The sequence below is a fragment of the Tatumella sp. JGM94 genome (genome assembly GCF_018257595.1).
In the GTDB taxonomy this organism is placed as follows: domain Bacteria; phylum Pseudomonadota; class Gammaproteobacteria; order Enterobacterales; family Enterobacteriaceae; genus Tatumella; species Tatumella punctata.
Window position 1 is genome coordinate 191,692 of record NZ_JAERJN010000002.1, and the last position, 23,846, is coordinate 215,537.

At 48.5% G+C, this 23,846-nt stretch carries 24 protein-coding genes and 1 tRNA gene; 11 read left to right on the forward strand and 14 right to left on the reverse strand.

Going from position 1 to position 23,846, the window contains the following annotated elements:
* Positions 1-532: 532 nt before the first annotated feature.
* Positions 533-1,660 carry a porin OmpC gene (ompC, locus tag JK216_RS02560; RefSeq protein WP_212707201.1) on the forward strand — a complete coding sequence of 376 codons (1,128 nt, stop codon included), beginning with the start codon at positions 533-535 and terminating at the stop codon, positions 1,658-1,660.
* A gap of 59 nt (positions 1,661-1,719) precedes the next feature.
* Here ompC and JK216_RS02565 read toward each other — a convergent pair whose 3' ends face one another.
* Complete coding sequence (locus tag JK216_RS02565; protein WP_212711191.1) at positions 1,720-1,878, reverse strand: hypothetical protein; 159 nt, start codon at positions 1,876-1,878, stop codon at positions 1,720-1,722.
* Between the two features lie 194 nt (positions 1,879-2,072).
* On the opposite strand from JK216_RS02565, the gene apbE reads away from it, so the two are divergent.
* Both apbE and JK216_RS02575 read left to right on the forward strand, forming a co-directional pair.
* Entirely contained in the window at positions 2,073-3,116 is a 1,044-nt protein-coding gene (gene apbE / locus JK216_RS02570; protein ID WP_212707277.1) for an FAD:protein FMN transferase ApbE, read from the forward strand.
* A gap of 23 nt (positions 3,117-3,139) precedes the next feature.
* Positions 3,140-3,751, forward strand: a complete 612-nt coding sequence (locus JK216_RS02575) for an alpha-ketoglutarate-dependent dioxygenase AlkB (RefSeq protein ID WP_212707199.1) — start codon at positions 3,140-3,142, stop codon at positions 3,749-3,751.
* Between the two features lie 7 nt (positions 3,752-3,758).
* On the opposite strand, the gene JK216_RS02580 is transcribed toward JK216_RS02575, so the two are convergent.
* Together JK216_RS02580 and JK216_RS02585 are read right to left on the reverse strand one after the other, a co-directional pair.
* Positions 3,759-4,490, reverse strand: coding sequence for a 4'-phosphopantetheinyl transferase superfamily protein (locus JK216_RS02580; protein ID WP_212711192.1), 732 nt, complete (start codon positions 4,488-4,490; stop codon positions 3,759-3,761).
* A gap of 63 nt (positions 4,491-4,553) precedes the next feature.
* Complete coding sequence (locus JK216_RS02585; RefSeq protein ID WP_212711193.1) at positions 4,554-5,273, reverse strand: GNAT family protein; 720 nt, start codon at positions 5,271-5,273, stop codon at positions 4,554-4,556.
* Positions 5,274-5,462: 189 nt separating this feature from the next.
* Here JK216_RS02585 and JK216_RS02590 point away from each other — a divergent pair, with 189 nt between their 5' ends.
* Together JK216_RS02590 and JK216_RS02595 are read left to right on the forward strand one after the other, a co-directional pair.
* Entirely contained in the window at positions 5,463-6,380 is a 918-nt protein-coding gene (locus JK216_RS02590) for a LysR family transcriptional regulator (protein ID WP_212707196.1), read from the forward strand.
* Positions 6,381-6,819: 439 nt separating this feature from the next.
* On the forward strand, positions 6,820-7,233 hold the full coding sequence (locus JK216_RS02595; protein ID WP_212707195.1) for a DoxX family protein: 414 nt from the start codon (positions 6,820-6,822) through the stop codon (positions 7,231-7,233).
* 125 nt (positions 7,234-7,358) lie between these two features.
* Here JK216_RS02595 and JK216_RS02600 read toward each other — a convergent pair whose 3' ends face one another.
* From JK216_RS02600 to JK216_RS02620, 5 genes are all read right to left on the reverse strand, one after another.
* Entirely contained in the window at positions 7,359-7,601 is a 243-nt protein-coding gene (locus JK216_RS02600; RefSeq protein ID WP_212707194.1) for a DinI family protein, read from the reverse strand.
* A 107-nt stretch (positions 7,602-7,708) separates the two neighbouring features.
* Positions 7,709-8,614 (reverse strand): GGDEF domain-containing protein, encoded by a 906-nt coding sequence (locus JK216_RS02605; protein WP_212707193.1) that lies wholly within the window; start codon positions 8,612-8,614, stop codon positions 7,709-7,711.
* A gap of 315 nt (positions 8,615-8,929) precedes the next feature.
* Positions 8,930-9,006, reverse strand: a tRNA-Pro gene (locus JK216_RS02610).
* Positions 9,007-9,081: 75 nt separating this feature from the next.
* Positions 9,082-10,836 carry an LPS biosynthesis-modulating metalloenzyme YejM gene (gene yejM / locus JK216_RS02615; RefSeq protein ID WP_212711194.1) on the reverse strand — a complete coding sequence of 585 codons (1,755 nt, stop codon included), beginning with the start codon at positions 10,834-10,836 and terminating at the stop codon, positions 9,082-9,084.
* Between the two features lie 18 nt (positions 10,837-10,854).
* Positions 10,855-11,082 (reverse strand): YejL family protein, encoded by a 228-nt coding sequence (locus tag JK216_RS02620; RefSeq protein WP_212707191.1) that lies wholly within the window; start codon positions 11,080-11,082, stop codon positions 10,855-10,857.
* A gap of 254 nt (positions 11,083-11,336) precedes the next feature.
* Between JK216_RS02620 and yejK the strand changes: the two genes are divergently transcribed.
* Complete coding sequence (gene yejK, locus JK216_RS02625) at positions 11,337-12,347, forward strand: nucleoid-associated protein YejK (RefSeq protein WP_212707190.1); 1,011 nt, start codon at positions 11,337-11,339, stop codon at positions 12,345-12,347.
* A gap of 389 nt (positions 12,348-12,736) precedes the next feature.
* Here the strand turns inward: yejK and rplY are convergent, their stop codons facing one another.
* Together rplY and JK216_RS02635 are read right to left on the reverse strand one after the other, a co-directional pair.
* Positions 12,737-13,024: a 50S ribosomal protein L25 gene (gene rplY, locus JK216_RS02630; protein ID WP_212707189.1), complete on the reverse strand. Its 288-nt coding sequence runs from the start codon at positions 13,022-13,024 to the stop codon at positions 12,737-12,739.
* Between the two features lie 141 nt (positions 13,025-13,165).
* Positions 13,166-14,920: a DEAD/DEAH box helicase family protein gene (locus JK216_RS02635; protein WP_212711195.1), complete on the reverse strand. Its 1,755-nt coding sequence runs from the start codon at positions 14,918-14,920 to the stop codon at positions 13,166-13,168.
* 143 nt (positions 14,921-15,063) lie between these two features.
* On the opposite strand from JK216_RS02635, the gene rsuA reads away from it, so the two are divergent.
* From rsuA to JK216_RS02650, 3 genes are all read left to right on the forward strand, one after another.
* Positions 15,064-15,783 (forward strand): 16S rRNA pseudouridine(516) synthase RsuA, encoded by a 720-nt coding sequence (gene rsuA / locus JK216_RS02640; protein ID WP_212711196.1) that lies wholly within the window; start codon positions 15,064-15,066, stop codon positions 15,781-15,783.
* An 18-nt stretch (positions 15,784-15,801) separates the two neighbouring features.
* Positions 15,802-16,983, forward strand: a complete 1,182-nt coding sequence (locus JK216_RS02645) for a Bcr/CflA family multidrug efflux MFS transporter (RefSeq protein WP_212711197.1) — start codon at positions 15,802-15,804, stop codon at positions 16,981-16,983.
* Positions 16,984-17,209: 226 nt separating this feature from the next.
* Complete coding sequence (locus JK216_RS02650) at positions 17,210-17,539, forward strand: hypothetical protein (RefSeq protein ID WP_212707185.1); 330 nt, start codon at positions 17,210-17,212, stop codon at positions 17,537-17,539.
* 82 nt (positions 17,540-17,621) lie between these two features.
* Here the strand turns inward: JK216_RS02650 and mepS are convergent, their stop codons facing one another.
* A complete protein-coding gene (gene mepS / locus JK216_RS02655; RefSeq protein WP_212707184.1) occupies positions 17,622-18,197 on the reverse strand; it encodes a bifunctional murein DD-endopeptidase/murein LD-carboxypeptidase in 576 nt (191 codons plus the stop codon).
* 656 nt (positions 18,198-18,853) lie between these two features.
* Here mepS and JK216_RS02660 point away from each other — a divergent pair.
* A complete protein-coding gene (locus tag JK216_RS02660; protein ID WP_212707183.1) occupies positions 18,854-20,416 on the forward strand; it encodes an APC family permease in 1,563 nt (520 codons plus the stop codon).
* A gap of 63 nt (positions 20,417-20,479) precedes the next feature.
* Here the strand turns inward: JK216_RS02660 and JK216_RS02665 are convergent, their stop codons facing one another.
* The gene (locus JK216_RS02665; RefSeq protein ID WP_212707182.1) at positions 20,480-21,175 is read right to left on the reverse strand and encodes a phosphatase PAP2 family protein; all 696 of its coding nucleotides are present in this window, start codon (positions 21,173-21,175) and stop codon (positions 20,480-20,482) included.
* Positions 21,176-21,506: 331 nt separating this feature from the next.
* Positions 21,507-22,079, reverse strand: coding sequence for an elongation factor P-like protein YeiP (gene yeiP / locus JK216_RS02670; RefSeq protein ID WP_212707181.1), 573 nt, complete (start codon positions 22,077-22,079; stop codon positions 21,507-21,509).
* Between the two features lie 172 nt (positions 22,080-22,251).
* On the opposite strand from yeiP, the gene JK216_RS02675 reads away from it, so the two are divergent.
* Complete coding sequence (locus JK216_RS02675) at positions 22,252-22,506, forward strand: YkgJ family cysteine cluster protein (RefSeq protein WP_212707180.1); 255 nt, start codon at positions 22,252-22,254, stop codon at positions 22,504-22,506.
* A gap of 67 nt (positions 22,507-22,573) precedes the next feature.
* Here JK216_RS02675 and JK216_RS02680 read toward each other — a convergent pair whose 3' ends face one another.
* Positions 22,574-23,515, reverse strand: coding sequence for a LysR family transcriptional regulator (locus JK216_RS02680; protein ID WP_212711198.1), 942 nt, complete (start codon positions 23,513-23,515; stop codon positions 22,574-22,576).
* Positions 23,516-23,846 lie beyond the last annotated feature (331 nt).

Genomic DNA, 23,846 nt, shown 5'->3' on the forward strand with positions numbered 1-23,846 from the left:
TTATTTGACCGGCGCAAAATAAGATGTCAGTCAGGGCAGGGGGGGAGTAATTATCAGACTGTTTTTTGGGCAAAAAAAACCGGACGCGAAGTCCGGCAGGGAATGTTAAGACAATAATCATTCGGGGTGAATGAAGGTAATAATAAAATAAATGATGATAGCAATTGACATTATATTCCCGTCACCCCGTTTTTATTTATCATTCAGTGCGGTTATTTTTAACATCAAAGCATTTACAAGAACATTTAACTCTTTGACAATTAGTGCCTAATTCTTTACCGGAATAATTTTTTTGTTGATTTAACCTTTAGTGCTCATTAATAGTGGTGCCTGGTTTGAAAAAGTTCCGCAAGGTTTACATTCTGAAATTATTTAGAAATAAATTGAAGCATTTTCGTCTGTTTAGTATCATTTTGCGGATAGATTATTTCTTATCCTGAATTAACATGACTTAAGAAAACACTTGCTTTACTTTTATATAATTTTCCTGAGTCAGTCTCTGACGTTACGGGTCCCACTCGAGGGTAATAACATGAAACTTCGCGTTCTTTCACTATTGGTACCGGCACTGCTCATGGCTGCAGGATCAGCCAGTGCAGCCGAAATTTATAATAAAGACGGTAACAAGTTAGACTTGTCTGGCAAAGTTGACGGCTTACACTACTTCTCAAAGGATAATGGCTCAGACGGTGATCAGTCATATATGCGTTTTGGTTTTAAAGGCGAAACGCAAATTTCAGATCAACTGACAGGATATGGTGCATGGGAATATCAGGTCGCCGTGAATAATGCTGAGTCCCAGGGCAGTGCTGACAACTATACCCGTTATGGTTTTGCCGGGCTGAAATTTGATAATGACGGTTCACTGGATTATGGCCGTAATTACGGTGTTGTGTATGATATTGCCAGCTGGACGGATGTACTGCCGGAATTTGGCGGCGATACCTACGGTTCGGATAACTTTATGTTCCAGCGTTCCAGCGGATTGCTGACTTACCGTAATTCAGACTTCTGGGGACTGATTAACGGCCTGAAGATTGCAGTGCAGTACCAGGGAAAAAATGGCAGTTCCAGTGAAACCGCCAATGGCCGTGATGTCTTAGGTCAGAACGGTGATGGCTGGGGTATGAGTGCCAGCTATGATCTTAGTCCGGACTTATCTCTGGGTGCGGCGATGTTCTCTTCCAACCGGACCACGGAACAGAATAACTATATCAGCGCTGATAAAAATCACATTCTGGGTAAAGGTAATAAAGCACAAGCCTATACAGGCGGTGTGAAATTCGACAACGGCGATGTTTATCTGGCGGCTATGTATACCCGTTCTTATAATGCGACCCGGTTTGGTAACAGCAGCGATTCAACCGCTTACGGTTATGCGGATAAAGCCGATAATCTGGAATTAGTTGCCCAGTACCAGTTTGACTTCGGTTTACGTCCGTCTCTGGCATTTATTTCTTCACGGGGTACCAGTGTGGAAAAATACGGTGCACAGAACCTGAAACGTTATGTGGATGTCGGCGCCACATATTACTTCAACAAAAATATGTCTACCTATGTTGACTATCAGATCAACCTGCTGAAAAACAACCAGTTCACTGAAGCGGCCAATATTAATACTGATAATATTGTTGCACTTGGTCTGGTATATCAGTTCTGATAAAAAACAGGCAGCGAATGTTATGTGCTGCCTGTTTCCTGTCGGGGTAGCCTGAATCCTCAGTACCTGTTGTCACTTTTCCCGCCACGGTTTAATGGGCGGGATAAGTGGCGATGGCTTCCTTCCAGAGCCGAGCCTGCCTGGGTAAAAACCGCGGACAATAACCATTGTGCCCATAACTGCTTTAGCTGCTGACCGATCGCCGAAAATTTCTTCATCTGCAGTACCTCATTATTACTTCACCGGTTATTCACTCTATTGACAGCAAAATTTATGCCAGCAGATAGCACGGATATTCACGGGGCCCGGCAGTCATTTTGTTAGTATAGCGCCTCATTTTGGTGCGTCTTTGCCCTGTGGTGGCTGGTGAACTTCCGGCTGAACCTGGCTTATAATTCCGGAAATAAATTTGATGAGAGTTCTTTGCTGCGGCACCGTACTACTGAGTATGGTACTCGCCCTGAGTGGTTGTGATAATGCAACGTCTTCCTCCGGTCAGAATCTGGTGATGGAAGGTAAAACCATGGGTACGGTCTGGCGTGTGACTGTCGCTGATGTACCTGCCTCACGCCGCAGTCAGTTACAGCAGGTTATTCAGCAACAGCTGGATAATGATGATCAGGAACTTTCAACCTGGAAAACTGACTCGGCACTGTCGCGTTTTAACCAATACACCGGCACCCGGCCCTGGCCGGTCAGCGAAGCGATGGCCGATATTGTTACCATGGCATTGCGTATCGGTGCCAAAACCGGCGGAGCAATGGATATTACGGTCGGGCCGCTGGTCAATTTATGGGGATTCGGTCCGGAAAAAATGCCGGCGCATACTCCTGCACAACAACAGATTGATCAGGCCAAAGCCCGGACGGGACTCAGACATCTCAAAGTCATTCAGACGGCGGATGGCCAGGCGTTACAAAAAGATCTTCCTGATTTATATGTTGATTTGTCAACCATGGGCGAAGGATATGCCACTGATCATCTTGCCCGTTTAATGGAATCTCAGGGAATTACTAACTACCTTGTTTCTGTCGGGGGGGCGTTGCTCTCGCGGGGGCATACGGCAGAAGGTAAACCCTGGCGAGTAGCCATTCAGAAGCCAACGGATCTGGAAAATGAAGCACAGGCAGTGGTGGATTTACAGGGGCATGGTATCAGTACTTCGGGTGATTACCGTAACTATTATGAGCTGGATGGTCAGCGTATCTCTCATATTATCGATCCTGCTACCGGCCGCCCGATTGAGCATAAACTGGCATCAGCAACTGTGATAGCCACCACTGCCGGAGAAGCTGATGGCTGGGATACAGGACTGATGGTTCTGGGGACGGAAAAAGCAAAAGCACTGGCCCTGAAACAGCATCTGGCTGTTTTTCTTATTACCCGTAACGGAGATAAATTTGAAAGCTGGGCCTCACCGTTGTTTAAATCATTTTTGCTTACTGAAGCAAAGTAACCTCTGCGGAGTAATAATAAACCATGCTGGATCTTTTTGAGGGCGACCCCCCGTGGCAGGAGGCACTGGCAGAAGACGCTGTCATCCTGCGGCGTTATGCCAGGCATGATGATCACTGGCTGTTCGACCAGATTATGGCGATTGCCAGCCAGCGTCCCTTTCAGCACCGGATTACCCCCGGCGGTTTTCGGATGTCGGTGGCGATGACCCATTGTGGCCTGTATGGCCGGCCCGCAGATGCTCATCCGATTAATGGCGGGTTGCTGATGCCTGATAACTTAAGAAAATACGCTATTACTACCGCCCTGAGTGCCGGTTTCACCGGCTTTCGGCCAGACTCCTGTCTGATGAACCGTTATGCTGTCGACAGCAAGTTATCGTTACATCAGGATAAAGACGAAAAGGATCTGCGTCAGCCGATTGTCTCTGTATCTCTCGGGCTGGCTGCGGTATTTCAATTCGGAGGCTTTGAACGCGGCGATCCGGTGACTAAAGTTATGCTGGAACACGGGGATGTCGTGGTCTGGGGGGGACGTTCCCGGCTGCGTTTTCACGGGATTTTACCCCTGAAACCAGGCTCACATCCCCTGACCGGAAAATACCGTTATAATATGACGTTTCGTTGTGCCGGGTAATGGTGTATCAGTGACTGATCCAGCTGAATACGCGTTGCCGGGTAATAGCATAGCTGACAGTAAAACAGCGGCCCTGGGGATAGTCCTGTGACAGAGTCTGTTTCAGCTGTAAACAGGCCGTCGAGTTCATTTCATCAATAGTCAGTAATCTTACCTGCAGGAAGTCGATATACTGACGGACTTCCGGCCATAATGCCTTATACAGACTCTCTTTCAGAGAAAATAGCAGGGTTACTGCCTGCTCCGGGGGTAACTGTACTGAAGCCAGCAGCTTCCCTTCTTCTTTATCCATCAGGATATCCCTGATCTGGCTGGTCGTATGGCGGTTCATCCACTGTTCCGTATCGTTTCCTGCCAGACGCTTTTGCGGGTCTGCCAGCAAAAATACCATTCCGCTGGTATGTGACAAGGATGCCGTCAGGGCCGGGGGCCAGCGGGGCGAACGATCAGGATTGTTGGTCAGTATAAAATTTTTAATACCGTAGCTGGCGGCAATTGATCTGACCAGCCAGCGGCTGGCCAGGTATTCTGCCTGGCGTTTACGGGCAGCCCCGCTGATGGCCATCGGGCAGGGAATATTATAGTGCTGGTACAGATGCGGACTGAAGGTTGCGCTATCAAAGGCAGCACAGGCCAGAACCGGAGATGACGCAGAAAAAGCCGCGCGACAGATAAACTGTCCGGCAGGCAGGACTAAATTTTCGGTAACGGCAGAAGGGAACTCAGCAGACATCAGCATAGTTATCCGGCTTAACCGGCTCCGGGAATAAAATCAGGCCGGCGGATTCAGCCGGCAGCAGAATTATAGCGTGCCGGAGCGAAAATAACGTAGCGGATAACGCTGTTGCCCCGCAGAGTCGAAATTATCTGCACTCAGCCATTGTGTAAATGCTGATCGCAATCCGGGCCATTCCTCGTCGGTTACGGAAAACCATGCAGTATCGCGGTTGCGTCCTTTATACACCATCGCCTGACGGAATATACCTTCAAAACGGAATCCCAGCCTGAGTGCTGCATTGCGTGAAGGTGTATTCAGGCTGTCGCATTTCCATTCATAACGACGATAACCCAGAGTGTCAAATGCGTAGCGCATCAGTAAATACTGTGCTTCTGTAGAAAGCGGAGTACGTTGCAGTTTTGGTGAAAACATAACATGTCCGGCTTCTGCCACGCCATTAGCCGTATCGATTCTCATCAGTGACAAGCTGCCTGTGGCTTTACCGGTAGCGTTATCAATAACAGCAAAATGGAATGGATCGCGGCTGTTAGCAGCGGCGCGAATATATTCATGAAAGTGCTGCCGCGAGGTAAAGGGGCCTGAAAACATATATGTCCATAAAGATTCACCGCCTGTTTCACACTGTAGTGCCTGACAGAGATCCTGTTCATGGCGCTGGCTGTCTAACGGCTGTAACTGGCAATAGTGGCCCGTCAGTGTTACTGCTTCAGGGAGCTTTGCGGGTTGCCAGGTATCCACTGGCAGGCCGATGGGTTGTCCGAACTTATTGATTCTGTCAGTCATTGTTCTTTTCCTGTCAGTCAGTGGCGTGGAAAACCTACTATAAGTGTCAGCCTGATTCCGGTGGAACAATATTTCCGGGCTGAAGTGTGAAATATCTTTTCTGTCAGTACAGAGCCCGGGGGAGGGTGATACACTGCCGGGCAGGCAGCCGGACAATCTGGCAGAAAACCGATATTCCGGATCGACACCATGACCCTTGATGATATGCGTATTTTTGTCGCCATTGTAAATACCGGCAGCTTCACCGCAGCGGCAGACCGGCTGATGTTATCAAAACAGTTTGTCAGCCGGCGGATCGGTGCATTGGAAACCGGTCTGGCCGCGCAGCTACTGGTACGTAATACCCGCAGTTTATCAGTGACTGATGCCGGACAGGTATTTTTTCAACATGCCAGCCGTATTCTTGATGAAGTCCGTCAGGCTGAAGATGCGATATCGCTACGCCAGAGTCAGCTGGTGGGAAATTTCAAGATCAGTCTGCCACACACCTACGGGTTGCGGCATATTGCCCCTTTGCTTACCCGTTTTCAGCATCAGCATTTGTCAGTCAGTCTGCATATCGAAATTAATGACCGGTTTGTCGATCTGATCGGCGAAGGTTTCGATATGGTATTACGGATTGGCGCACTGGCTGATTCCAGCATGATTGCCCGTCAACTGGGGATATTGCCGATGGTTATCTGCGGCAGTCCTGACTACCTGCAACAGACGGGTATACCCTTACTTCCCGCCGATCTCAGCCGTCACCGTTGTTTGCGATACGGTACCGCAGGGCCATCGGGCTGGAACCTGCTGGTTGAGGGGAAGAGCCGTTTCTTTGCGATAAACGGCCCGGTATCAAGTAATAACGGGGAAGTACTCAGAGAGTCTGCAGAAGCAGGGTTAGGGCTGGTATTATTACCCCGCTTTATTGTTAATGACGCGATTAATGCAGGCAGACTGCTTCCGGTGTTAGCCGATTTTACCCCGCAGGGGTTATCACTGAACGCCATCTATCCCGGTCATCGTCAGCACAACCCGGTAATCCGTGCATTACTGGCATTTATCAGCCCGCATATTACTGCCAGCCACCCTTCCGGTGAGCAGAACGGTATTCTCCCGGCCTGAAAGCACAGGCAGCCTGTGGCAGGCAATCTATCTTCTTATAATTCTCTGCTCAACTTATTCAAAAATACTGATGATTATTGTCCGGGGGATATTTATCCTGATTTTCACCGATAGTTTATCAGTGAATTTATTAACGTGTTGTTTTAGAAGGTAATATATTTAATTCCTGTTTGCTGACTGACGAATTGTACTGTTCATGTTAGCCGGCCCGGCAGTTTTTCCAGCCCTTATTGTCACCTGAGGAGGGACAGTGATTATCAATCTGCTGTGTTGATGTTCAATATGGTTGATGTAATATCAGTGCACCAGAGAACACGGAACGATCCTGAGCCTGCCTTCTCTTTATTTCATGTAAGAAACGTAATAATTTCAATACTTATCAATATACTTTCCGCAGCGGAGAGCCGCGGTATAAGCAATTAACCCTGAGGTAATTAATATGCAATATCTGTCTTTGGAAAAATATCGTGATGCTCTTCTGTTACTGACTCGTATTTTACTGATGCTGTTGTTTGTCATTTTTGGCTGGGAAAAGCTGGCGGGTTTTGAAGCGACTATCGGTTATATGGCATCAGTGGGTGCGCCTTTACCTGCTGTCGCAGCGGTAGTTGCGGTGGTCGTTGAACTGGTTTTTGGTGTTCTGATTATTGCTGGTTATTACACCCGCCCGCTGGCGATAGTGCTGGCCGTTTATACTGTTGCAACAGGCCTGATGGGGCATCAGTACTGGCATATGACAGGAATGGCGCAGTATGGTGCCATGATTAACTTCTATAAAAACATCAGTATTGCCGGTGGTTTCCTGGCACTGGCGCTGACCGGCCCGGGCAGATACTCCATTGACCGTAAATAAGCGGGCAGCCTTCTGAAATGCCGGGGGGAATCCCCGGTTTTTTACCGGCAGCCGTAACAGACGATATTGTAGCGGACTTTTCAGGCTGAGCGGTCCGGAGTGTATTGCTGTCGCCAGTAAAAATATCAGTATTCGTTTACCAGCCACATATCCGACTCATCAAACATCTCTTCCAGCATCCGGTTAAGTTTTTCCCGGTCACTCTTACTGGCATCGCTGTTCAGTCCGTTGGTCTGCATCGGTTTTACTCTGACCTCAGCTTCCGGGAAAATACGTTGTACACGGCGGGTAAGTTCTTCCAGGATAATCTCTCTGGCATTTTCCAGACCGGCGACATTGCGTTTATCGTACACTAATTCTACAAACATGATGGCGGCACTCATTACTGGTTATATAACCAGTAATTTAGCAGTTAACCCGCGGGGACGCAGCATTTTTTTGCGATATAACGCATTTTTTGCGTCGTTGTCGGCGATTATCTTTGAATCGTTCCGTTGTCCGCAAATACGATACAGTCGCGACCCTCTCGTTTGGCACGGTAAAGGGCTTCATCCGCGTAAATCAGTGCAGAAGTGAAGTTTTCGTTGCGTCCTTTAGATGCCACTCCGGCGCTGATAGTGATTTTGATATCGTTATTATAATCAATGGACAGCGATTTTTTTACCCTGCTGATAACCTGATTAGCGTCAACGTTATCTTTAATGATCAGGCAAAACTCTTCCCCCCCCGACCTGGCGACAGAAACGTTTTCGTCTCTGAACTCACTGAGCGCCAGACCGACAGAAATCAGCACTTTGTCACCCATTTTATGGCCAAAGGAATCATTGATACGTTTAAAATGGTCAATATCAAGGATACATACCGTCGCTGCTTTTTTCTCCAATTCCCTGAGAGTAAAGTTTAACGCTCTTCGGTTTGGCAGTCCGGTCAGTTCGTCGGTTAAAGACAGGTTAACGGCGGATTTATAGTTAAAGTTTATGAAGGAAATAAACTCGTTAAATGAGGTAATAATAAGCAAAATGGCCGGAATAAACACAACAGAGACAATGACCAGTGAACAGCGGGCAGATAATATATCGAGGCCGGTGAGCAAAATAACCAGCAGGCAGTTAAATATAATAAATAACCCGGTTCTGAATAACGCTACGTATCTCTCATAAGGCTGGGTCCGCAGAGATTTGGATAAAAACCAGGCAATCATTACCGCCGTGATAAAATCAATATAAAAATAGCTTTCGATGTCTGACAGAGCTGTGGTTGCTGCGGCCAGCACGATAATCCCTGCCAGGGTCAGCAGGGTATACGTCAGGAAAGAGAAATACAGTAACCGGCCCGGCTTTCCTTTGAAATCTATTAAGGTGTCATTATTTTTCATATTCATGGTTACCTCCCGAATCTGCGGCAACGTTAACTTACTGGTTAATGGAATAAGTGGTTTTCGGCCTCTGATTCTCTGCTGATGACTTTGCTTGCAGCTGTGATTATCCGCACCAGATGCTGAACGTTACACACGGACAGCAGAGCTGCGTATAAGAATGGCGGTAACTGTTTTGATACAGGAAGGAGGGCTCGCGGGCCGCTGAGACACGGCATGGATATTACTACGGAAACAGACAACAAAAAACCCGTAAACTCAGTGAGAATACGGGTTTTTGCGGGGTTTCCATCAGTAACCGGTACTAACAGAATAATGATTTGGTCGGCACGAGAGGATTTGAACCTCCGACCCCTGACACCCCATGACAGTGCGCTACCAGGCTGCGCTACGTGCCGATACTGTTGCCACCACATAGTACGGATAATTTTGCAGATTGCAATATCCGGTTATGCTAACTGACTCATTAATAATCAGTTTGCGATAAAGCGCTTTTCTTCTGTCAGCACCTGTAATAACAGTCCCAGTTCAGGGCGCTGATTTTTCAGTTCGTTGCCAGCTGTGTCATAAGTGGTGTAATTACCTTGATTATCCAGTACCAGCGTTGATGCCGGGGTGGTAATAATCAGCCGGTTACTGTCATCACTGCCGGTCACCCACTGATGCTGCTGCTGTGGACTGAAAAGATCCTCACCCTGAGAATAGTCTTCCGGCGAGGTGGTTACATGCAGTAATCTTTGCATCAGGGTTGTCATGACGTCCTGATGGTCGGTCAGATTAGTGACTGACTGTGCGGGTGTCGATGGCCAGTGGACCACCAGGGGGACCTGCAGCAACTGACGATCCTGGTTATTGTTACTGTCGGTCAGGGACATACCGTGGCGTGCAGTAATAATAACTACGGTATTATCCAGTTCCCCGCTTTTTTTCAGCTGGGAGAGTATCTCTCCAATCTGCTGGTCGGTGGCTTTAGCCGAATTCAGGTAATTTTTCTGACGTGCATTATCACTATTGCCGTCATCATTGATGCCATCCAGCGACACCCAGGAGAACCAGGGGGTGGCAGAATGCTGTTGTTTCTGTAGCCAGTCCTGCCATTGTGAAACGGTCTGCTGGTCTGTCTGTGGCCTGGCCGCCGGCAATGAGTAATCTGCCAGTAATGCCTGGCGATAGAGTGACTGGCTGAAACCATCAGAAGAAAACAGACCAAACTGATAACCGCGGCTGTTCAGTGCACTGAGCAACGCTGACGGCGTGCGGGTTGCCAGAATACCATTCATATAGCTGGAGGAGATACCGTAAAATAGGCCAAACAGTCCGTTTTCATCGGTGGTGCCGGAGCTGAAATGGTTGGTGAAACGCACATTCTGGCTGGCAAATTCATTCAGTGCAGGGAAGTCACTGGCTACCGTCGTTTCATTAATAGCATTGACGGTAATCAATAACAGATTATGGTGGGTGCTGCTCTGCCGGAAACTGATATCACTTAACGGATAAGCAACCGAGACGGCATCCGGGTCACCCTGCTGTATCAGACGGCGCTGATATTCCTGCGGGTCAAGTAAACCATGTTTTTCCAGAAAGCGGCGTGCAGTCATCGGATAGGATAACGGCAGGTTTGCCCGCTGCATGGTGATGGGACGGTAAAAATTGGCATCCGCCCAGATATACATCAGGTGGCTGGAAAAGAAGGCGACAATAAACAGTATCGCCAGCGGTTTACCGAAATTACGCCGGTTCAGGCTGCGTAATTTCTGCCAGCTCCAGGTGGCGAAAAGAATCTCCACCAGAAAGATCAGCGGTACGGCAATAAACATTAACTGCCAGTCGCGGGTCATTTCACTCTGCTGGGGATTGACGACCAGATCCCAGACCACGGGATTCAGATGAAGATGAAAACGATTGAAGACTTCACTATCGACCAGCAGTAACGTCAGCCCGCTGGTCGCCAGTATTGCCGACAGTGCCCGCAGCAGCCGCTGCGACATCACGACAAACGTCAGCGGAAATATCACCAGTAAATAGGCGGCAAATACCAGAAAACTGAAATGCCCGATCCAGCTACAGTAAGCATAAATTCTGCCCGCCAGCGAGGCCGGCCAGTCGGTGACCAGCAGATAACGGCTACCGAGAATGAGTGCAAAAAAGATATTAAACAGGGCAAACCAGTGGCCCCAGCTAATCATCTGAGAGACTTTTTCCCTGTAGCGCTGCTGGTTGTTTACCATATTGATCGGGTCATATCTTTAGTGTGCATGATCTTCGCGTACCGAAGCCTGCAGGGCTTCCGCGAAGGTACGGGCGATCGAGCGGCGTTGTGCCGGTGCAACGCTGGAGTTAATCAGATTCGTCACCATATTGCCTAACACCATCAGGGAAAGGTCGGTCGGGGCCTGATCTTTTTCCAGCACTTCTGCCAGTTGGGCGAGGAGTTGTTCCACGCGATCGTCACTATATCGGGATGATTGAGGCATAATATCAGTTTGCTAAGTCGTAAAAGGCGGACATTCTACTGCAAACGCCACTTTTTTTCTGCAATTTTATTGTCTGTTTAACTTAATAATCCGCGCATTTTTGTTAAATACTGTTGTAGCGTATTGTGGCCCGGTTTTCACGATTTTCCTGCACCATCGTTTTCTGGTCACCCTGCAGCTTAAATGCGGATTAGCATTGAAAGACGGGCAGGGCAATGGTTGAATACGCACCTGATTGAGAAGGAGAGTCTACCATGAGTCTGGATATTGACCAGATTGTCGTCCATCAGTTGATTAAACGTGGTGAAGATCAACTGGAGCTGGTGTTACGCGATTCATTACTGACAGCCAGCGAAGCCGTTGCTGATATGCTGGAAGAGCTACATCGTGTCTACAGTGCTAAAAATAAAGCCTATGGTCTGTTTAATGAAGACAGTGAACTTGCTGACACATTACGTGAATGCCGTAAGGGTTCTCAGGATTTTTTAGCCTTCAGCCGTGCGGCCACCGGACGTTTACGTGATGAACTGGCGAAATATCCTTTTGCCGATGGCGGTGTAGTGTTGTTTGCCCGTTACCGTTACCTGGCGACAGAATATCTTCTGATTTCAGTACTTAACAGCCAGAGCAGTATGCGGATTAACGAAACACTGGATATCAGTACCACCCACTATCTTGACATTAACCATGCGGATATTGTGGCAAGGATCGACCTGACCGAATGGGAAACCCGGCCTGAATCATTACGCTACCTGACCTTTTTACGGGGGCGTGTTGGCCGTAAAGTCTCTGATTTCTTTATGGATTTCCTCGGGGCCAGTGTCGGGCTGGACACCAAAGCACAGAACCGCAGCCTGTTGCAGGCAGTGGACGATTATTGTGAAGACGCCAGCCTGGGAAAACAGCAACGACAGGAATACCGTCAGCAGGTTTACAGCTACTGTAACCAGCAGCTGCAAGCCGGGGAAGAAATTACAGTTCAGGAACTGTCTGGCGAACTGCCAGCGATGGGCGATAAAAGTTTTGAAACCTTTACCCGCGAGCAGGAGTATTCGCTGGAAGAGAGTTTCCCTGCCGATCGCAGTACCCTGCGGCAGTTAACTAAATTTTCCGGCAGTGGCGGCGGCCTGACACTCAGCTTTGATGCGATGTTACTGGGTGAGCGTATTTTCTGGGATCCGGCAACGGATACGCTGACCATCAAAGGAACGCCACCGAATTTGCGTGATCAGCTGCAACGCCGTACCGGAGAAAACAATAAATAACTGTCTAAAAACGCGCGATTACGCGTCATATTTGTCAGTTAACCGTCAGAAAGAAGCCGTAACCTGCCGTGTTGCGGTCTCTTTTTCCCGCACTCTGTCTTCTGCCCTCTGTGGCAGCTTTCCGCTGACCCCGGAATCAGGCTGGCGGGTTGATGGTAAGTTGCGGAACAACGTTTGCGGTCAGCAACGGTGGGGCAGGGGCTCAGACCCCGGAGAATACTGGCTGAGCAAACGGAGACACGGCTGCGTCGCCTGACTTAGCAGCATAAAAAAATCCGCAACCTTGTAAAAGATTGCGGATTTTTATACAACCGCCTGATCGTTTAACCGTTAATGTCAGCTCTGACAGATCGGTATTACCCGGCGTTTTTTACTGACTGATCGGGCAATTACGCGCGAACGAAGTCGATGTGTTGCAGTTTTGGCTTGAACGGGTGACGCTGAACAGCCTGAACTTTAACTTTAGTTTCTTTACCGGCAACAACCAGGGTCAGAACTTCAGAATAGAACTCAGGGTTGGTCTGCATGTTGATAACAACATCATGGTCCAGTTCGATAGCGACAGCTGCTTCGTTTCCGCCATAGATGATAGCCGGAAATTTGTTAGCTGTACGACGCAGGCGGCGGCTCGCACCCTTACCCTGCTCTTTACGTTCTTCTGCGTTGATAGTGAACATCTTAATTTCTCTTTGTAATTCTGCTACAGGCGACCCAGCAACAGAAGGTTATCTTGAATGTACTTTTACCGAATGTAAAAGTGCGCGGCATTATAGCCGCTTCCCCTGTGGCGGGCAAATAAATTCAGCGGTTTCCCGCCATCAGCGTAACTGATTCGCTTTACGGTAGCGCCCCTGATAATCAAATACTTTATGGCGGATTTGCCAGAAATGACCTTTTTTACGGGCAACAATAAAATCAGGATAACGGAAAGCATCGCTCAGGGCAGGCAAATCAACCGCATGTTGCCAGCTTAGGGGAGTGCCGGGGGCTTTATGGTGGTGGCGTATAAACAGTAATTCGAAAATATGTCTCTGTGCGGCGGTGTGCAAACGGAACAGTTCGCTGACTTCGCTGCCATCTTCATCATAGTAAATAACCTTTAGCCATTCACCCCGGCTGTCCTGCCCTGTATGTAATGTCATTCCCGCACAACGCAGGACCATGGCATCTTTGAGCCTGAGTGCCGCTTTCAGCATATCGTCGGGGTCAGCCAGAATACCCTGGCACTGATGACATACCCGGGCCGCAATATCATTCTCTGCATTACACCGGGGGCAGGATTTGAAGCGGAAGCGAAAATCACACTGCTGGCGTGGCTGATCAGGGGCTTCAATAATCCCCTGACAGCGCCGGCCAAAATGTTCGGTAATCGTGCCATCGGAGGTTGTTTTTCCCCAGAAAGTATTGGCAAAACCGCAGGCAGGGCAGAACACCTGCACTGGCTGGTTATCAGCGGAGCCTTTCGGACTGCCAATTTCAGGGCTGAACAGGTCATGAGGATTACCGGCATAATCGAGGATCAGACAATCTTTTTTGTTTTGTGACAGGCGCAGGCCACGCCCGACAATTTGCTGATACAGACTGACAGATTCTGTCGGGCGCAGTATCGCAATGACATCGACATGGGGGGCATCGAATCCGGTGGTCAGTACCGAAACATTGACCAGATATTTGATCTGTTGTTGCTTAAATGCCTGTAATGTTTTATCGCGCTCTTTTGCCGGGGTATCTCCACTGATCAGGGCACTCTGTTCCGGCAATAAACCGAGGATCTCTTTGGCATGCATCACTGTTGAAGCAAAAATCATCACCCCCAGCCGCTCTTCCGACAGTTCGATAATCTGGCGGATAATGGCCGGCGTCACCCGGCGTTGCTGTTGCAGCTGTTTATCCATCTCCCGTTCACTGAACAGCCCCTGATTAGCGGCATATAAAGCCGAGAAATCATAGTGCACCACCGGCATATCCAGCCGCTGTGGTTCAACCAGATAACCATTTTTGATCATGTATCGCAGGGGCAGTTCGTAGATACACTCATAGAACATAGCCTGTGCATCACCGCGAACCATCCCGTGGTAATGAAGGTGATAGATCCAGCCTTTCCCCAGCCGGAAAGGGGTGGCTGTCAGTCCCAGTAGCTTCAGATCCGGACGCCGCTGCCGCAAAAAGCTAAAGATAGTCTGATACTGACTGTCTGTATCATCGGCGATCCGGTGGCATTCATCGACAATCACCAGAGAAAATTCAGCATCAAAGGCATCAAGGTTGCGGGCAACGGATTGCACACTGCCGAAAACTACTTTCTGCCGGCTCTTTTTTTGCTGCAGGCCGGCAGAAAAAATATCGGCCGTCAGGCCGAGCGCCTGATATTTTGCATGGTTTTGCGCCACCAGTTCTTTAACATGAGCCAGCACCAGTACCCGTCCGCGGGCTTTACGGGCCAGTTCGGCAATCACCAGGCTTTTCCCCGCGCCGGTAGGCAGTACGATCACCGCAGGTTGCGAATGGTGGCGAAAATAGCGGATAGCTGCATCAACCGCTTCCTGCTGATAAGGGCGCAGAGTAAAAGACATAAACATCACTTTTTAAAAGGAGTATACAATCGACGATATATCGTCACTGACAGCCAGCTCAGGTTCACGTTATACTGGAAGACTGAACATGACGATAAGCGTCATTGTATTTTCCCTTCGCTGCTACAGGCAAAAAGAAATTCATGCGACTCGATAAATTCATCTCTCAACAACTGGAAATAAGCCGGGCCATTGCCTCACGTGAAATTCGTGCACAGAAAGTCACTGTGGATGGCGAGATTGTTAAGGACAGCGCTTTCAAAATTAAACCGGAACATCAGGTCGAATATGAAGGTAACAGCCTGCAACAACAATCCGGGCCCCGTTATTTTATGCTTAACAAGCCGCAGGGTTATGTATGCGCGACAGAAGATGAAGATCACCCGACAATTCTCTACTTTCTGGAAGAGCCAATGGCATGGAAACTTCATGCAGCAGGGCGGCTGGATATCGATACCACCGGGCTGGTATTACTGACCGATGATGGCCAATGGTCACACCGTATCACCTCTCCTCGTCATCATTGCCAGAAAACATATCATGTTACTCTGGAAAATCCGCTGGATGCACAGGCGGCAGAGCAGTTTAAGAAAGGCATTGAATTACGCGGGGATAAACAACCGACTAAGCCCGCTTCACTGGAAATACTGACACCGACGGAAGTCTTGCTGACCATCAGTGAGGGGCGTTACCACCAGGTAAAACGTATGTTTGCTGCCACAGGGAATCATGTGGTTGCCCTGCATCGTCAGCGAATTGGTGACATCGTTCTGGATGACACTCTTGAACCCGGTGAGTATCGTGAATTAAGTCGTGAGGAAATTGACAGTGCAGGCTTACCTGCAGAATTGCAGCGAAAATAATCAGGCTGATAGTCCCCTGTGCGGAGAGAGAAATTGAGGCTGATAGTTATTCTGGGTTTGCTGGCAATGCTGATGCCATTGTCTATCGACATGTATCTTCCTGCGATGCCACAGATTGCCAGCGAATTTCTGGCACCTTCCGGTCAGGTTCAGATGACGCTGAACGCCTATATTCTGGGTTTTGCCGTCGGACAACTGTTTTACGGGCCATTATCTGACAGCCTTGGCCGTAAAGCGGTGCTGTTACCCGGGGTACTGATATTTATTCTTGCCGCTGCCGGGTGCGCCATGGCGGGGACGATTGACCACCTGATCTGGATGCGACTGGTGCATGGTCTTGCGGCAGCATCGGCCGGGGTGGTAATCAATGCCATTATCCGGGACAGCTACTCCAGTGCAGATTTCTCACGTATGATGTCGATTATGATGCTGATTACCACCCTGGCTCCCCTGATGGCACCTATCCTCGGGGGCTGGTTACTGCTGGCCGGAAACTGGCAGTCCATCTTCTGGGCACTGGCGATTGCGGCAACTGTCGGTTTTTTGCTGGTAATTTTTGGGATCAGCGAGTCATTACCGGCAGATAAACGTCAGCCTCTGCATCTGCGTACTATTATCAGCAACTTTATTATTTTGTTCCGTAATAAAAAAGTTTTCAGTCTGATGATGGCCAGCGGGTTTTCGTTTGCCGGGCTGTTCGCGTTCCTTAATGCGGGGCCTTTTGTCTACATCACGCTGTACCATGTTTCTCCGCAGCATTTCGGGTATTACTTTGCGCTGAATATCGTATTTCTGTTTCTGATGACCCTGATTAATAGCCGTGTGGTTCGGCTGGCCGGTCCGTTATTATTGTTCAGAATTGCGCTTATTATTCAGTTTATCAGCGGGATATGGCTATTAGTGGTTTGTGCTGTCGGTCTTGGATTTTATCCGCTGGTACTGGGGATTGCTGTGTTTATCGGCTGCGTATCAATGGTGGCCTCCAACGCCATGGCGGTGATACTTGATGAGTTTCCGCATATCGCCGGTACTGTTTCTTCTCTTGCCGGGACATTACGCTTTGGGGTGGGGGCTGTTACCGGTGCCATCCTGTCACTGTTTAGTTTTTCTTCAGCCTGGCCAATGGCAGTGATGATTGCCAGCTGTGCCAGCTTATCGCTGTTATTATTCTGGTTTGCATCCCGTCATACTCTGCGCTAATTCTTCCTCTGAGTCACCGTCCTGCCTCCTGTGTGTGGGGCGGGATTTTATTTTATTGTTTATAATTTGTAGTTAAAGTGATAAAAATAATCATCAGTTTGTGATTGTTTTTATCAGTCAGCCGGTGACAGGCGATCTTTGTTAAGGCAGCGGAATATCCACAGTTATTTTCCTGCCGGTTACGGAACGCGGACCGGATGAACTTCTGTTTGCGGGGAGAGATTATTTGGACAGGCAGCAGTTATCGGTTATACACCGGTTACCTGATTACTATCACTGGTCACCTGCGATGCCTTCAGCTCTCACAGTGAGCGAGGTAGTGCATTCCGGTCGTGGTGAAGATGTGGTTATTTTTGAACTGCTGGATTCTCAGGAGCAGCAATCTGAGCAGGTGATGTTAGCACTACAAAAAATGCTGGCAGAGGTCGATACGGACAGTAACGTTATTGAGTGGCGCGGTACAGCCTGCCTGCTGGTTGCCAGCACCGATGAAGCCACGGTAAATTGCTGTCTGAAGAATAACGGGGTAGCGATTGCTGAGAATTTCCCGCAGTAGTCACAGACAAAAATAACCATAAAAAAACGCTGCTTAAAAGCAGCGTTTCTGTCTGGCTAAAGACTCGGAAGGCCTGACAATATCAACTGTGGGCGCTGTTACTCAGTACCCGTCTGGCTTCACGGTAGCGATTTTTCCAGTAACTGTCATTCAGGCTCGAAATCATTACACCACTGCTGGTAGATGCATGGACAAAGTTATTGTTGCCCAGGTAAATACCGACATGGCGGCCGGTAGAGCCGGCACGAAACAGAACCAGGTCCCCCGGGCGCAGTTTATTTCGTGAAATTTTAGAACCCGTGTACTGCTGACCTGAAGTAGAACGTGGTAAATCAAGGCCAAACTGCTCACGGAATGTCCGCTGAACAAAGGCAGAACAATCAATTCCGCGTTTAGTGTCACCGCCCATCCGGTAGCGTACGCCTTTCCAGTCAGCGTACTGATCCATAATGCGGGACTTAACATCCACACTCTGAACCATCTGTTCGAATTCATCCTGAGACGCCTGAAGTAAAAAACCACTACGGTTGTTAACTTCATGCTTCTCGATCCGGGCTGTATTATTAGCCGGGGTACTGCATGCTGAGAGTAACGTTGCTAATGCAATGGCAGGAACAATCCGCCAGATATATCTCAGAGTTGGTTGAGACTTGACCATTATTCAGAGTTTCCTTCAAAGTCCTTACGACAGAATTGCCGCTAGCCAGATGACAGAACAGAAAGAGGATAATCAGCCATTAATAAACTGTTTTACGGAGCACGAATAAATACGCAGAAACCACCGTAATGAGCTGTTTATCTAAAATTAACCGCTGATACGAAATTCAGATTACCGCATAAAATGACAACTGGCGAGAGCTTTTAAGTAATTTTTTGACATGGATTAATTTGAATAATTTACGAAATGTGTCCTGGCGTATTTTTGTGCACTATTTCCCCGTTAAACCGCCTGACCGCCTGCCCTGAAAGGGAACACTCTTGCCGGATAGTGCTCAGCAGATTGTCGCTGGATAAGCTGTAATTTCTGAATGTAACTTTTCGTTAAGCCAGCATCATTCGGGTGCAGTACGCACTGCCATTGTACATGCTGAGTGGTTCTTTTTTGGCATTTTTTCTGCCTTGTCTGCGGGGGTAAGCCGCGGAATCATAGTGTGTACTGGCATGTTTTACGGGTAACACCCTGACCACTGTGGGGTTGTTGTTATATATGGCATGCAAAATGCTAAGCCTGAAGGGAAAGGAAATAACAACAGCAATACATAAACCATAACCTAAACCAGATGTCTGGTCGGGATATCACATTAAGAGGTGTTTATGGCAAAGGGTGCATTTAAACAAAAATTAGGACTGGTTGATCTCAGCCTGCTGGGTATAGGGTCAATGATAGGTTCCGGCTGGTTGTATGCAGCACTGACCAGTTCAGGCTATGCAGGTGCACAGACCGGCTGGGCATGGATACTGGGAGCAATCATTGTATTGCTGATTGGCTTAGTGTTTGCCGAACTTTCGGCGGCTATTCCACGGGCTGGCGGCTTTGTCCGTTACCCTAATTTCTCTCACGGTAATGTGGTGGGATTTGTTATCGGCGTCAGCTCGCTGCTGGCATATACCAGTACTGCCGGGGTTGAGGTAGAAGCGGTACGACAATATGCACAATACTGGTGGCCCGCGCTCAGCCACCCGGATGGCAGTCCGACAGCCTCTGGTTTTGCGGTACAAATTCTGCTGCTGGTGGGTTTTTTCCTATTAAATTACTGGAGTGTCAGTGTTTTCGGCCGGGTAAATACTATTATTACTACCTTTAAATTTATTGTGCCTCTGCTGACGATTGGTACGTTATTTATGTATTACCATGGTGCTAATCTGGATGTGCCACCGCCGCCGCCCGGCGGTGCTCACGGTATTTTCACCTCTCTGACGGGGGCAGGGATTGTTTTCGCCTATCTGGGATTCCGTCAGGCGGTGGATTTTGCCAGTGAGGCGAAAAATCCGCAGCGTAATGTCCCGCTATCAATTATGATCGCTATTGCTGTCAGCTTTATTATTTATATCGCATTACAGTATGCTTTTATGGGGGCTGTGCCTTCAGAAGCTCTGTCAGCCCATGGCTGGGATGGCCTTAAAGCTGTTTTCCAGTCTCCTTACGCTGATCTTGCACGCAGTCTCGGTATCACCTGGCTGATTAATCTAATCCTGGTGGATGCTGTTATTTCTCCTGCCGGTACCGGTAATATTTATCTGGCGGGTGCCAGCCGGGTATTATTTGCCTGGGCGCGTAATGGTCATTTATTTAAAGTGTTTGGTGAAGTTGACCCTAAATCCGGTGTTCCGCGCGGCGCTTTATGGCTGTCACTGATGCTTTCCATTGCCTGGACATTACCTTCCGAATTTCAGGTATGGGGCGGGCTGATTGGCGCTGTGACCTCGGCGACCGTCTTTACATATATGCCGGGGCCGGTCACTCTTGGCGCATTCCGTCGTCATCTGCCGGATATGGCTAGGCCTTTCCGTCTGCCGGTTGCGGCGATTTTCAGCCCGCTGGCTTTTGTTGCCAGTACTTTACTGATTTACTGGAGCGGCTGGTCGGTCAATGAACTGTTAATTCCGGTACTGGTGATTGCCTGGGTCGGTTACGTCTTATTCGGTAATAAGAGTGTCACTTCGGGACGGGATCTGAAATGTGGCTGGTGGTTACTGGTGTACTATCTGCTGGTGCTGCTGGTGTCTTATCTGGGAACTTTCGGTGGCATTAATATCATTGCTGCCCCGACAGATATGATCCTGGTAACGATTATTGCACTGGTCTGTTACTACTGGGGGGTTATTACCAGCCTGCCGGTGCCTGAAATTACCGATAATGAAGAACTGAATAGTTAAATACTGCAGACTCACAGTAAAAAGCGCCTGACTGGCGCTTTTTACTCCGGTACAACCTGATTACTACTTACGGCGTGGTAACTTTCTGTCCAGAAAGTTAACCACCGCATCACTGCCTGGTGTCAGTAGCCACCAACTCATACCGACCAGCACCACCGACAGGGAGCCGACTGCAATATCGGTAAACCAGTGCGCACCGGCCATCACCCGCGGCAGGGCAAAGATAAAGAAAATGACTGCGGCTTTGGCAAAAGCACGACCACCAAAATAACGCCACATAAAGCAGGCGAAAATCATCAGCATCATACCGTGGTCACCGGGGAAACTGTCTGACGAGGCATCTTTCGTCGGAATTCCGGTAAGTTCGCCGACCCGGTGAACGTTCTGGAAAAACAAGGTCGGGCTGGAATGCACCACCGGGATTCTGTGTCCCAGCTGATTCAGCACAACGGCACTCAGTAACAGGGTAATACCGATCGCCAGCATTCGATGACGTCCGGCCGGAGAATTTTTCCGCCAGTAAGAATAGTAAAGTAATCCCATAGCAATCAGAGAAACTGCATCAAACCCGCGGTAATTAGTAATTGCTACGAATTTTGCAAACGCAGGATGGGATACCATACGGCTGTTAAAGTCGAAAAATATCGATTTATCAATAGCAAACCAGAAGCCGTGATGTTCCGGAAGATACCATGAAAAAAACAGAGCAAGACCTGAAGCGTTAAGCAGGAGAATAGTTATCAGACGTGAAAGGCGCATTTTTAAACTCAGAATAAAATTAATTCAACAAACTCAGGCAGAAAAATTAAACAGATGTTTAATATTCCCTGAATGGACAGCGAAGCCAGACGCAGACTTGCGGTCATCATAATAAAAACGCGGCGATTATAACGGTTAATCCATTATTACATTGAACGAATCAGGGGATGAGGAGTAGAAAACTGTAAATATTTACCACTGAAATGTGAAAAAATAGCACATTAACTGGCACAGAGGATCGCACTATGATCTGTGGCAGAAAGTGACCCGCCGGCCGGGTTAATGCTCTGGCCAGAGGTCACTTTTGCCGCGGATAGCAGGGGAGTGATACTTAATCTGCTCTGCCCATATAACGGCGCTCAGGAATATGGATCCTGATTTTATCACCGTTACTCAGGTATTCAGGGACCTGAATAACCAGGCCGGTCACCATACCTGCGGGTTTAGTGCGGGCACTGGCTGAAGCACCTTTAATGCCCGGAGAGGTATCGGTAATTTCCATATCCACGGTCTGGGGCAATTCGAGGGCCAGAATCTGGCCGTCCATTGTCAGTACGTGCATCCCGGGAATACCGTTTTCCGGAATAAACAGCAGTTCTTCTTCGATCTGATTTTTATTGAAATGGTAGGGGGTATAGTCTTCATCATCCATAAAGACATACTCGTCACCGTCAATATAAGAAAAAGTCACCGCGCGGCGGCTGAGTGCGATGGTATCGACAATATCATCACCTTTAAAACGCTCTTCCACTTTCATACCGCTACGGATATCGGTAAAACGCATTTTATACAGGGTGGCAGCGCCGCGGGCGCTCGGGCTCTGTACATCAATATCTTTCACCAGCAGTAATTTTCCGTTCCAGGTGACTGCCATACCACGTTTTATTTCATTTGCCTTTGGCATCAGAACTCTCTCTATGTGAGTAAAACAGAATTTTGGCGCAACGTTACCCGCGCAATCGCCGGCAGGCAATAGGGCAACAGAGAAAATGTTTACCGATAGCTGTTCGCTACCGGAATAAATGTTACCCTGACTGCTCCGGCCCCGGCCTTTTCGTTCGTTAGCGGAGTATCCTGTGGAATGTCGTTCGCAATGCGGGGCCTGTTGTATTGCCCCGTCAATCTCTTCCCCTATTCCCGGAATGCCTCTCGGTAAACCCGCGAATGTCAGATGTATTCAGTTATCTGAAGAGAACTTATGCAATATTTTTGGTTCAGCCCTGCGGCCTGAAGTCTGCGGAAATCTTCAGCCTTCTCAGGATATGTGTCTGACGGATCGTGATGCAGCGATGACGTATTTATTGCAGTTAGAAGCGGTAACTGCGCCGTAATATCAGGTCATTGCGTATATCAGTCTGGTCAGTTCACGATAAATTACGGCTGAGAGCAGGCCGCAGGTCATTCAGGATAAATGGAATTATCCGTGTCAATCTCTTCTCTGAGCACCTCAATTAGCTCCTTCAGGCCCTGTGGAACCTGCCGGTGGCCAGGATAGTAGAGGTACATAGGATCTTCTACAGGTGCCCAGTCAGGGAGCACTGCTCTGAGACTGCCATCATAAAGATAACGACGGACTCGTTCTTCAAGGCAGTAGGCGATACCGGCCCCGGATAAGGCCAGTTCAATGGCCAGTGCTGTTTCACTCACGCAGATCTGCCCTTTGACATCAATTACACGATAGTCATTACCTTTACGAAATTCCCACTTATAAATGACTCCCTGTCCGGTACGTAATTGAATACATTCATGCAGGCGCAAATCTTCAGGCACAGCGGGCGGTGTATGCTGATAAAGATAGCGTGGTGATGCTACGGCCACCCATCTGAGTTCTTTTCCCAGTCTGACCGCGACGAGATCTTCAGGGACGGTTCCGCCAAAACGTATCCCGGCATCAAAGCCTTCCGAGATAATATCAACCATCCTGTCATCTACACTGATTTCCAGTTCTACCTCGGGGTACTTGCTGATGAAACGCGTCAGGTGGCGCGCGATAATAAGACGTGCCCCGTCACTTAGCACATTAAGCCTGAGCTTCCCGACGGGGGTATCACGCAGACGATTAATTTCTTCAAGAGCGGCTGCTATTTCTTTGAAACCCATTGCAAGGCGGAGTGCAAGGCTTGCTCCTGCCTCGGTAGGTGAAACCGTACGGCTGGTTCTGTTCAGCAGCCTGATACCCAGTCTGGTCTCAAGGTTGCGTATGGTATGGCTAAGTGCAGAAGTGGTAATCCCTAATGCGATAGCTGCTTTTGTAAAACTTCGCATTTCTTCAGTAATCAGAAACGCATTGAGTTCAGCAAGATCGCTGCGGGTCAGAGTTGTTGAATGCCTGGCGGACATGAGATTAGACCGTTGATAAAAATTCAATGCACTGTCAAATAACAACACACAGAATCGTACCTGAAAGGTGGTAAGTGTAGACTCATTGAACAAAATGATGCAACCCGACGCTGCCTCGCAGAACGATTTTTCTGCCAGAAACATTATTTACCGGTAAACAGAAAAAGTCTGGTCTGTCGCCTTAAGGGCTGGCTGAGTGCTTATCTGTAAAATTAAATAACGTACATTGTTGAATCAGATTCATCGTTGCTGGCGATCTGATTCATCAATATTTTCCTCGAAGACGTTAAAGTTTACTTCAGTTTAATACACCATTTCCTGTTACCGATTT

Coding starts and splice junctions, on each gene's coding strand:
- ompC (WP_212707201.1), top strand. CDS start 533: ATGAAACTTCGCGTTCTTTCACTATTGGTACCGGCACTGCTCATGGCT.
- JK216_RS02565 (WP_212711191.1), bottom strand. CDS start 1,878: ATGAAGAAATTTTCGGCGATCGGTCAGCAGCTAAAGCAGTTATGGGCA.
- apbE (WP_212707277.1), top strand. CDS start 2,073: ATGAGAGTTCTTTGCTGCGGCACCGTACTACTGAGTATGGTACTCGCC.
- JK216_RS02575 (WP_212707199.1), top strand. CDS start 3,140: ATGCTGGATCTTTTTGAGGGCGACCCCCCGTGGCAGGAGGCACTGGCA.
- JK216_RS02580 (WP_212711192.1), bottom strand. CDS start 4,490: ATGCTGATGTCTGCTGAGTTCCCTTCTGCCGTTACCGAAAATTTAGTC.
- JK216_RS02585 (WP_212711193.1), bottom strand. CDS start 5,273: ATGACTGACAGAATCAATAAGTTCGGACAACCCATCGGCCTGCCAGTG.
- JK216_RS02590 (WP_212707196.1), top strand. CDS start 5,463: ATGACCCTTGATGATATGCGTATTTTTGTCGCCATTGTAAATACCGGC.
- JK216_RS02595 (WP_212707195.1), top strand. CDS start 6,820: ATGCAATATCTGTCTTTGGAAAAATATCGTGATGCTCTTCTGTTACTG.
- JK216_RS02600 (WP_212707194.1), bottom strand. CDS start 7,601: ATGTTTGTAGAATTAGTGTACGATAAACGCAATGTCGCCGGTCTGGAA.
- JK216_RS02605 (WP_212707193.1), bottom strand. CDS start 8,614: ATGAATATGAAAAATAATGACACCTTAATAGATTTCAAAGGAAAGCCG.
- yejM (WP_212711194.1), bottom strand. CDS start 10,836: ATGGTAAACAACCAGCAGCGCTACAGGGAAAAAGTCTCTCAGATGATT.
- JK216_RS02620 (WP_212707191.1), bottom strand. CDS start 11,082: ATGCCTCAATCATCCCGATATAGTGACGATCGCGTGGAACAACTCCTC.
- yejK (WP_212707190.1), top strand. CDS start 11,337: ATGAGTCTGGATATTGACCAGATTGTCGTCCATCAGTTGATTAAACGT.
- rplY (WP_212707189.1), bottom strand. CDS start 13,024: ATGTTCACTATCAACGCAGAAGAACGTAAAGAGCAGGGTAAGGGTGCG.
- JK216_RS02635 (WP_212711195.1), bottom strand. CDS start 14,920: ATGTCTTTTACTCTGCGCCCTTATCAGCAGGAAGCGGTTGATGCAGCT.
- rsuA (WP_212711196.1), top strand. CDS start 15,064: ATGCGACTCGATAAATTCATCTCTCAACAACTGGAAATAAGCCGGGCC.
- mepS (WP_212707184.1), bottom strand. CDS start 18,197: ATGGTCAAGTCTCAACCAACTCTGAGATATATCTGGCGGATTGTTCCT.
- JK216_RS02660 (WP_212707183.1), top strand. CDS start 18,854: ATGGCAAAGGGTGCATTTAAACAAAAATTAGGACTGGTTGATCTCAGC.
- JK216_RS02665 (WP_212707182.1), bottom strand. CDS start 21,175: ATGCGCCTTTCACGTCTGATAACTATTCTCCTGCTTAACGCTTCAGGT.
- yeiP (WP_212707181.1), bottom strand. CDS start 22,079: ATGCCAAAGGCAAATGAAATAAAACGTGGTATGGCAGTCACCTGGAAC.
- JK216_RS02680 (WP_212711198.1), bottom strand. CDS start 23,515: ATGTCCGCCAGGCATTCAACAACTCTGACCCGCAGCGATCTTGCTGAA.